Source organism: Photorhabdus aegyptia (assembly GCF_000612035.1).
Classification (GTDB): domain Bacteria; phylum Pseudomonadota; class Gammaproteobacteria; order Enterobacterales; family Enterobacteriaceae; genus Photorhabdus; species Photorhabdus akhurstii.
In genome coordinates this window covers 1-6,035 of record NZ_JFGV01000106.1, presented here as the reverse complement: position 1 = coordinate 6,035, position 6,035 = coordinate 1, and the positions used below count along the sequence as shown (strand labels likewise).

Annotated in this window: 8 protein-coding genes; 1 reads left to right on the top strand and 7 read right to left on the bottom strand. The window is 39.9% G+C overall.

The genetic code is table 11. The annotated features are described in order from the left end of the window. Positions 1-160 precede the first annotated feature (160 nt). The 5 genes from BA1DRAFT_RS20920 to BA1DRAFT_RS20900 form a co-directional block, all read right to left on the bottom strand. On the bottom strand, positions 161-616 hold the full coding sequence (locus BA1DRAFT_RS20920) for a hypothetical protein (RefSeq protein ID WP_036783439.1): 456 nt from the start codon (positions 614-616) through the stop codon (positions 161-163). Positions 617-620: 4 nt separating this feature from the next. After that, entirely contained in the window at positions 621-1,583 is a 963-nt protein-coding gene (locus BA1DRAFT_RS24550; RefSeq protein WP_338049316.1) for a Gp138 family membrane-puncturing spike protein, read from the bottom strand. Continuing rightward, positions 1,583-2,818, bottom strand: coding sequence for a PBSX family phage terminase large subunit (locus tag BA1DRAFT_RS20910; RefSeq protein WP_051560920.1), 1,236 nt, complete (start codon positions 2,816-2,818; stop codon positions 1,583-1,585). The genes BA1DRAFT_RS24550 and BA1DRAFT_RS20910 overlap by 1 nt, the downstream gene beginning before the upstream one ends. 8 nt (positions 2,819-2,826) lie before the next feature. Next, positions 2,827-3,546: a terminase small subunit gene (locus BA1DRAFT_RS20905; protein ID WP_036783437.1), complete on the bottom strand. Its 720-nt coding sequence runs from the start codon at positions 3,544-3,546 to the stop codon at positions 2,827-2,829. A gap of 78 nt (positions 3,547-3,624) precedes the next feature. Next, positions 3,625-3,942 (bottom strand): hypothetical protein, encoded by a 318-nt coding sequence (locus BA1DRAFT_RS20900; RefSeq protein ID WP_051560919.1) that lies wholly within the window; start codon positions 3,940-3,942, stop codon positions 3,625-3,627. A gap of 219 nt (positions 3,943-4,161) precedes the next feature. Here BA1DRAFT_RS20900 and BA1DRAFT_RS20895 point away from each other — a divergent pair, with 219 nt between their 5' ends. Beyond that, entirely contained in the window at positions 4,162-4,572 is a 411-nt protein-coding gene (locus BA1DRAFT_RS20895; protein WP_036783435.1) for a hypothetical protein, read from the top strand. A 264-nt stretch (positions 4,573-4,836) separates the two neighbouring features. Here BA1DRAFT_RS20895 and BA1DRAFT_RS23835 read toward each other — a convergent pair whose 3' ends face one another. Continuing rightward, positions 4,837-4,983, bottom strand: coding sequence for a hypothetical protein (locus tag BA1DRAFT_RS23835; protein WP_200868815.1), 147 nt, complete (start codon positions 4,981-4,983; stop codon positions 4,837-4,839). A gap of 253 nt (positions 4,984-5,236) precedes the next feature. Then, on the bottom strand, positions 5,237-5,947 hold the full coding sequence (locus BA1DRAFT_RS20890; protein ID WP_235201197.1) for a Kiwa anti-phage protein KwaB-like domain-containing protein: 711 nt from the start codon (positions 5,945-5,947) through the stop codon (positions 5,237-5,239). Between the last annotated feature and the right edge of the window lie 88 nt (positions 5,948-6,035).

Sequence of the window (6,035 nt, the reverse complement as noted above, 5' to 3'; positions counted from 1 at the left end):
ATTGCTTACAGCCTTAAATTGAAAAAGCCATCACTGAAAATTTTCTACTCAGAGAAAGATATTTCAATGATGGCTTAAGCAGAATTCGGGTTACTGTAAGCCGAAGATGACTTTATCCACCAACACGACTGGGGTTTATAGGTTCTTGAACCGTTCGATTCTATATTTTTCCCGCTGCTTTTAACGCGTTGTAGCTAGGAAGATAACGTTTTGGATTAACGATACATAGCTGCTGAAAAACGGATGAAACCCCTTCCCCCCGCGACAACATTGCTTCATCACGATTCTCATAGTAATACCTGATAATATTCATTACTTGTTTCTCTTTTAGCATCAATTTTTTTCCTTGATTTACAGCATCTTCCTTTTGAGCTTTATATACCGGGCTTTCAGCCGAGTAACTTCCTGTTTGTAACAGGACCTCTTCTGCGAGGGTGGACGGATCTATATAGTTAAGCCCTGCACTCGCGGCATACTGCTGTAATATAGACTGGGACATACACATAGCGGATATCTTTTCTTGCCGAGAAGTGTCACTGTTTTTTGCCCCGGCGCTAAACACGCAGGCAAACAAAGCTCCTGCGACAATAATATTTGATGTTAGATTTCTATACATATTTTTACTCTGGACTGTTGGTTTTCGAACCACCAGATTCAACACCACCATGCACATGTGATGAAAGTTTAACCCCATTTCTTGTAATTTCGCCCTTCGCTGTTACGGTACTGCCGAATATTGCATTTCCACCGTTACCGCCACCACCTTGAATAACCGCACCATTTAATATAATAGATGGTGAGTTCATTGTGATTGAATTTGATGAAGTCATTTCCGTTGTCGGAGCGACTACGTTAATTTTATTCGGTGAAACAATATTTACCTGATTATCTACGAATTCAACATATTGTTGTGGTTCTGCATTTAAAACGCCCCCCAGGTAAATTGCATCTGAATAATTGTGCGTTCTTTTTGAGCCCGGCAACGTCGGCGCTTTTGTTGCTCTGACGCTGCTAATGTCACGATCACAGATAGCAATTAAACCAATATCACCAACCACTGGATTCATAATGACAGCACTGTTACCACGCTGAAGGCGAAATACTGGAACATTATAGATTATTCCATTCTCGATTTTTCTCCCTGTTCCCGTCATATTATGCACCATCGGCTTTACATCTACGGTTTTCCCGTTCGATTTAATAATAAGACCCACTGACGTTAGCTTTATCCACTTACGAGTCATCTCCCCTGCAATAGTGCCGACCATTTTCCGATATTCGGGTAATTGTGACAGTTGGGCCAGATAAGGATAACCGGGGAAACCCACATCTCCCGATATACCACCTGTACCCGTCATATATTCATAAGGTGTAGAATCCATTGCCATTAATGCGGATAACTGTTCAGTAGGAACAACACCGGGAGGGGGCCTGTATGGTTCAACAGGCCGAGCTACTTTTCTCTCTGTTATCGATCCGAAAGTATCCGGATGTATGTTCATTGGCTGAGGTGATGCTTGATCAATATCCTGTTCAACTGGCAAAGCCTCCGCTTTCTTTTTATGTCTGAATCTGAAAAACATTAAATTCGCCCCAACAGATTTTTAGATATACGAAGTGGGTTGTTTTTGCCTGTGATATAACCATCCAGAGAATAACGTACCGCATCCCATAAATGGTTATGTTTGTCGAGCACCACCGGCAGGACTTCACCGGTCAGTCGGTCAGTCTTGTATGAATAGAGTCTTGCCTCATCAATCATGTGCTTACAGCGTTCATGAATAATGATTTCTTCAAACCCTTTTAGGTAAGTGATCCCATCCTCAACGCTCCCCGGCCATTTTGTGGCACCATCGATAACGAACCCCTGGCGTGATAAGTAACTGATAGTTTCCGGTCGGCTACTGTCCCCATGAATGGGCCATTTACGAGAAAGCGGCACCGAATCATAGAACTGGGGCATTTCATCTAATTCAACGCCTACCCCATAGGCTTCATATTCGATATATAGTTTGGTACCAATAATGAAGCAGCGAACCAGTGTGGACGGGTCATTAGCGAAACCAAAGTCAGCTCCATAGAAAAGCCGGTCGACTTCTAGCCATAGCTCATCAGAAAATGCTTCAACCCGGTATTTTCCAGAGAAAATAACCGCTTCACTGAGTGCTTTTGGTAATCCAAGCCAAATATGCTCATACGCTTCATAGTCGATGCGTTTGCAATATTCCATTTCCTGCCGGAGTACGTCAGGAAAAAAGGCATTATCACAATAGTTAACTTTTCGAATAATAACGCCGCCGTCAGGGGGATCTTCATGATGCCGGGTCATCAGTTTACATGTCGGGTCTTCCTCTTCTCTGGGGTTGAAAGATACCCAGACTTCGGATTTATTAGCACGAACTGTCGGACCAAGAATATCCCAACTATCTTGTGAAACAGTCTGGGCCTCTTCAACCCAACAGATCTTAATGCCATGCATCGACTTGATGCTTTGAATGTTGTTTCGAAGACCTTTAAACGTGAAACGAGTGCTATTCCGACCTTCAATCTCGTTGTTTTTGACCTTATAGAAGTGGGACAGTCCAAGATCAATGATTTGTGCCTCAAGCAGGGCAAGAACAGAATCATTGATTGAGTTCTGGAATTCACGGGCACAGAGAATCGTCATTGGTTCTATAGCACCCAACAATACCAGTGCACGAGCGATCTCTACCGATTTGCCACCACCACGCCCGCCATACGTCCAACGCCAGCGAACAGAACCTAATGCTCGGTCATATAAAACTTCTGTCGCCCAGTCACTACTAAAAGCGTACATAACACCATCTATGATGACTGGGCTACCTGTTTTCCCTCGCGCAATTTCTCCATGTGAGAAGCCCAGACATCAGCAGGACAATTGGCGGGAGTGACAATACAGACTTTGCCATAACTCAGGCCAGCGAGATCAACATTGACCTCAGTTTTATTGCTGCTCATGTCGATACCGGTAAGTTGCGCGGCATTTTTAATATTTGGGGCAACCTGCCCGAACTTCTTATCTGCTAACGCTTCCTTCCCAGCACGAAACGACAATTCAGCCAGGTGTCCAGCATTGAATGAAACAAGCAACGCCGCTTCGTTTCTCAGTTCTCGAATGCGGGCTTTTATTTCCGGTCTGCGTATCAATATGGATGATTGAGAATCAGCACGGGCTGGAGAGTAACCCGCACAAATTGCCGCCTCTTTCATCGGCATACCCGCCGCTATGTTTTGAGCAAACTGTTCGTATTGCGGCTTTAGAATCCCTGCGGTTCCTTGCGAACTCTCTGCGAACTTTTCAGACTCCAAGATATTACTGGTGTTACTTGCTACCTGACTTTCCGCTTGGTTCGCATCAGGTTCGCACTGCGTACTTTCAACAATAGTGCGAACCCATTCCTCAGTCTTTGCCCTCTTGCGGATTGCGGCATCACTAATACCGTGTTGTTTGGCAATCTCCCTGATTGAGAGAAAGCCGGAACGGTAATCACGCTCTATTCCCTCCCAGTCAGTATTTTTTGCCATTTCTTTCCCTTAAAATATAAAAACCACCGTGGAAGGTGGTCAACATGCAATATTTATTCAATAACAAATAATCATCATTCAGTTATTGCTTAATTCGGCTTTCCGTCTGATATTTACCATTCGAACATAAAAATCATGCATAGATTTATAGTTTTCTTCACGTTTATCAATAGCCTCAAAAGGCTTAAGCCACTCATCAACCTGAGATTTGCACGTAATAAAAGCATCATCCACTAACTTTTCAGGCAGTATGTCTGCTGATAATTTAGGAAGGACATAATCATTTAGACATGTTGTCATAGGATCTACGTATTGGGTTTCCGAGTACCCGATACAAGGTAAAATAAAAACAATCAGCAATCCGATAAGTTTTACGCAATTGAATATTTTTAACATCACTTCCTCCTTGCATAGGAGGATTATACATCAGCATTATCACTAGTACGCGATAGGAACAGGCGGTAGCATGAGTTGTCAGTATTAACGTAACTGTTTAAAAGATGAAATTATCATTCTTAGCTTTAATTTCATTAAGTGACTTGTCTCAACTTCTTTCATGTTAAAAATAGGTAGTTTTATCTTTCCATGAACAAAAACACTCTCAAGGAGTCTGTAATGAGTTTTAAATCAACCATCGAAAAGATAGATGATTCACTAAAAAAACTACCTCAGCAAGCTGACAACTTCAGCGCACTTATGTCTAAGCTTGCAAGTTACACAGTAGTAAATGGTTTGATCTATTTTTTTGCCACAAGAGTTAGTTGCAAATATTCCACTCACGAAGCAGCAATAGGCGGCATCTTAAGTATTATTATCACTCTCTTGTTTGCAATTTTTTTCTTCGATGCTTGTGCGAATCACCTACCATTAAAAACTGTGAGTACTAAAAGCAAATCTATATTTATAAGACTCTCTCTATATATAATTTGCGTTATTGTCGGTATGTTACTCAGTTGGCTGTATATCGCCGCAATCTACCTTCCACTAATAAATATTCCTTCATATCCATTAATATGTCAGATATAGATAGCTTTACTTGAAAAACCTTAGATCAACGGAGTTGGCCGCAAATATTGTAAATGTAAATTATTATATTTAACAAAAACTTCGTTGAACCATTTCCAACCTGGAAACAGTTGGAATCAGAACTTTCTACTTTTCAGTTTAATAAATCCCAGGCATTTTAAATACCGTGGTGGATTGAATAATTACTATCGAGTACTCTGTCAGTAGAATGCTCTGAATTAGTTACTAGTCTTCATCTGCTGATGAAATGCCATCTTCATCAAACTAGCCTTCAGCCACACAACCATTTGAGGCTCTATAACTAATCAAATAGTTATTGATGTGATTTATATACTCAGCGCGACCTTTGACTCCACCTACTTCAATGCTGATATTGATTTTGATAGCTTGATTTAGATTATATCTAAACATTGGATTTTCTCCTGTTTCTGATAATAAAAAAACCTCTGACTATCCAGAAGCTCATTAACATTAAGTTTTAAGCTTTTTCTTGCGTTCTTACTTTTGGTTTCTCAGCTTAATATTTACTCACCAAAACGACTCCTTGAAATCAGAGAGTCCTATAACATGCTGATATAAAAAACCACCACAGATGTGATGGATTGGGGTGCTGATTTTTTAGAGTTATTTACTGGCTATTATGTACCGGAGGAATAACCATTCATTAAGATTGATTAACCTTTTTCTTAGAGTTTGTCCTGTATAATGTTTGAGTAATCTGCGAGGTAAAATAATCTTCATCCAGAAAACACAATAGCCTCTTAATGTGTTTTTTCTCTTGTGGCATTGCAATTTTCCTTTTGCCATTATCTTCGTGTATAACTAAATCAAAAACCACTCCATTTTCATTAGCTGCTGCTAATAAAGCATCCACAGTATAATTCTCTAAGACTCTTGATTTATTTATTAATGATACTTTCTTTCTTATTACTGTATCAGCAAGACTTATAAGGTCAAAATTATCTGAAATATGGAAATGATCATGATTAGAAAACTCTCTTAAATCATCATCAGTGGCCTCTTTAAAATACCCATCAACATCGAATATTCGCCTCAACATATGAAAACTTTTAAATTTTAATTTATTACCCTCAAGTATTGCGGTTAGCTTATTATCGATAACCAAACCATCAGAATCAGATAGCTTAAAGGTATTTTTGTCTTGAAGTATACTATGAAACAATGTTTTTTTATTATCTATTATTTGCCTTTTATCAAAACATTGAAGATAAGCTTTTATATTATCTTCTGTTTCAGATGAAGTAATTTCACCAGAAAACAGAGCCTTTATATTAAAAATAGATATCTCCTGCGGACTCCACTCTTGAATGGAGGTAGGCGCCTGAATTGCATCAAGAACACCTATAACTGTCATTCCGCACCGTATTTCTGATTTAAAAATAGTGTGATCTTACACAGGTTTTTTGTATTGATGACATCGGTGGGGTTGACGGTAATCGCCA